The organism is Streptomyces sp. NPDC001709 (assembly GCF_053596375.1).
Genome location: NZ_JBSFGB010000124.1, coordinates 1 through 3,713, shown reverse-complemented (window position 1 = coordinate 3,713; position 3,713 = coordinate 1). Strand labels below are relative to the sequence as shown.

Annotated in this window: 1 protein-coding gene; it reads left to right on the top strand. The window is 68.8% G+C overall.

Translation table 11 applies throughout. The features are described from left to right. Positions 1-3,713, top strand: a 3,713-nt coding sequence (locus ACWC0C_RS48075; protein ID WP_450871511.1) for an amino acid adenylation domain-containing protein, incomplete at both ends; no start/stop codon positions are given.

Below are 3,713 nucleotides of genomic sequence, written 5' to 3'. Positions count from 1 at the left end.
GACACCTCGGGCAACCCGACGTTCCGGGAACTGCTCGCCCGGACCCGGGAGACCGACCTGGCCGCGTACTCCCACCAGGACGTACCGTTCGAACGACTGGTGGAGATCCTCAACCCGGAGCGGTCGCTGGCCCGCAATCCCCTGTTCCAGGTCATGCTGGTGCTGCACAGCAACGTGGCCCCCGCGTTCGACCTGCCCGGTCTGTCGGCCGTCACCGAAGACCTCACCAAAGACGTGACCAGCTTCGATCTCACGTTCAACTTCTACGAGGCCGCAGACGGCGCCGGGGAACCCGCGGGGCTCGACGGCTTCCTGGAGTACCGCACCGACCTGTCCGACGTGAGCACCGCGGAGCGGTTCATCGAGGGTCTCCGGCTGCTGCTGGCGGCCTTCGCCGAGCGCCCTGACCTGCCGATCAGCACGGCCGAACTGCTCTCCCCGACCGAGCAGAGCGAGCTGCTCGCCGAGGGAGCAGGGGGCCCGGCCCCTGAGCACCGGTTCTTCACCGACCTGTTCCAGGAGCAGGCAGCGCTCCGTCCCGACGCACCGGCGCTGGAGCACGAAGGCACCGTACTCACTTATGCCGAGCTGAACACGCGGGCCAACCAAGTGGCCCGCTGGCTGATCCGGCAGGGCGTCGGCTCCGAGCAACTGGTGGCGCTGGCGGTGCCCCGGTCGGTGGAGATGGTGGCGGCACTGCTGGGCATCCTGAAGGCCAGCGCCGCCTTCCTCCCCGTCGATCCGGAGTACCCGGCGGACCGCATCGCGTTCATGCTTGAGGACGCCGCCCCGGTCCGCGTGCTCACCAGCCGAGAGGTGGCTGGGCGGCTCCCGCAGGGCGGCCCGGCCACCCTGGTCCTGGACGACCCCGTGGCCCTGGCCGGACTCGACGGTGCCGATCCCACGGATGCCGAGCGGACGGCTCGGCTCCGGCCCGAAAACCTGGCGTACACCGTCTACACATCGGGCTCCACCGGCACGCCCAAGGGCGTGGCCGTCACCCACCGCGGCATCTGCGCGCTGGCCGCCACACTGGCGGAGAAGTACCAGGTCCGGCCGGGCGACCGTGTCCTGCAGTTGGCTTCGATCAGCTTCGACATGGCCTTCGAGGACTTCCTCCGGGCGTTCTGCTTCGGCGCGACCCTCGTCGTCCCCGCGCCCGGCCCCCTGGTCGGGGACGCCCTCGGCGACTATCTGGAGCAGCGCCGGATCTCCTGCGCCGACATGCCGCCCAGCGTGCTCGCCACCCTGCCGGCGCGGCACTTCCCCGCCCTGCGTGTGCTGAGCGTCGGCGGCGAGGCGTGCCCCCCGGCACTGACCGCGCGCTGGGCGGACGGACGGCGGATGCTGAACCTCTACGGGCCCACCGAGTCGACGATCTCGGCGACGGCCAGCGAGCCGCTGTCCGGCACCGATCCGTCCGCGTCCACCCCCATCGGAGCCCCGGTGAGGGGCGCCCGAGCGTACGTCCTGGACGAGCGGCTGCGGCTGGCGCCGCGAGGGGTGCCGGGAGAGTTGTACATCGCGGGCGTGGGCGTGGCCCGGGGGTACCTGCGGCGCCCGGGTCTGACGGCGGAGCGGTTCGTGGCCGATCCCTTCGGCCCGGCCGGAAGCCGTATGTACCGCACCGGTGACCTGGTGCGGTGGCGAGGTGACGGCCAGCTCGAGTTCGTCAGCCGGGTCGACGACCAGGTGAAGATCCGCGGCTTCCGCATCGAGCTGGGCGAGATCGAGGCGGTGCTGGGTCGTCACCCGGCGGTGTCACAGGTTGCGGTCCTGGTGCGGGAGGACCGGCCGGGTGACAAGCGTCTGGTGAGTTATGTGGTGGCCGCGTCCGGGAGCGGTGGGGTGGGCGTGGATGCCCTGCGTGCTCATGTGGGTGGGCTGTTGCCGGAGTTCATGGTTCCCTCGGCGTTCGTGGTGCTGGACCGTTTGCCGTTGACGACGAACGGCAAGCTGGACCGGCGGGCTCTGCCCGCGCCCGTGTATGAGGCGGAGGTGGGCGGGCGTGGTGCGCGGACTCCGCAGGAGGAGATCCTGTGCGGGCTGTTCGCGGAGATCCTGGGCGTGCCGGCGGTGGGTATCGACGACAGCTTCTTTGAGTTGGGCGGACATTCACTGCTGGCGACCCGGGTGGTCAGCCGGATCAGGTCGGTCCTGGGTGTCGAGTTGCCGGTGCGGACCTTGTTCGAGGCTCCCACGGTTGCGGCGTTGACGGGGCGGGTCGCGGAGGCGGGTTCGGCCAGGCCCGCGTTGACGGTGATGGAGCGTCCGGAGCTGGTTCCGCTGTCGCCGGCGCAGAACCGGCTGTGGTTCCTGAACAAGCTGGAAGGGGCGAGTGCCACCTACAACGTTCCGGTGGCGTTCCGGATCACCGGGGACCTGGACGCGGATGTCCTCGAACAGGCGTTGAACGATGTGGTGGTACGGCACGAGAGCCTGCGGACGGTCTTCCAGGAGATCGACGGAACCCCGGCCCAGACAGTGCTGGCAGCGGACGCCGTCGACCTGAAGCTGCACCACGTCAGCTGTGGCGCAAATAAACTCAATGCGACGCTGCAGACGGCCGGGCAGTATGTCTTCGACTTGTCCGCCGAACCGCCACTGCGAGCAACGCTGTTCACAGTCACTCCGAAGGAGCGGGTACTGCTGCTGCTCATGCACCACATCGCGAGCGACGGCGCTTCGATGGGGCCTCTCGGACGCGATCTGGAGACCGCGTTCCGCGCCCGGCTCCAGGGTCAGGCACCGACGTGGGCCGCGCTCCCGGTGCAGTACGCGGACTACACCCTGTGGCAGCGACAGCTCCTCGGCGCGGAAGATGACCCCAACTCCCTGGTGAGCAAGCAACTTGCCTACTGGACACAGGCGTTGGAGGGTAGCCCTGACCGGCTTGAGCTGCCTTTCGACCGCCCCCGGCCGAAGGTGGCCAGCTACCGCGGCGACATGGTTCCGGTCCGGATCGGCCCCGAGCTGCACCGCACGCTCATCGACATGGCCCGGGACACGAACACCACGGTGTTCATGGTGCTCCAGGCCGCTGTCGCCACCCTGCTGAGCCGACTGGGCGCGGGGTCGGACATCCCGATCGGCACCCCGAGCGCGGGACGCACCGACGAGACCCTCGACGATCTGGTCGGTCTCTTCCTCAATACGCTCGTGTTGCGGACCGACACCTCAGGGAACCCGACATTCCGGGAACTTCTGGAGCGGGTCCGCAAGACCGCCCTGACCGCCTACATGCACCAGGACGTGCCGTTCGAGCGCGTGGTCGAGGCCGTCAATCCGACTCGCTCGCTGTCATGGCATCCGCTCTTCCAGGTCATGGTGGTCCTGCAGAACACCGGTGGATACGAGTTCTCGCTGCCCGGCGTGGTGACTGAAGCCGAGGAAGTATTCAGTACCCGTACGGCCAAGTTTGATCTTGGCTTCATCCTCAACGAGCACTACGAGGCCGAAAACCGTCCGGCCGGGCTCGACGGAATGCTGGAGTACAACACCGACGTCTTCCAGAAGGGCACTGCCGAACGGATGGTGGCCCAGCTGGTACGGGTGCTGACACAGCTCTGCACCGCTCCCGACCGCCGGATCGGTGAAGCGGAAATTCTGTCGGAGACAGAGCGCGTGCGGTTGTTGGAGTTGTGGGCCGGCGCGGAGTCTGGTGAGGGGCTCGGGGCTGGTTCGGTGCCGGCGGCTTTCGCGGCTCAGGCGCT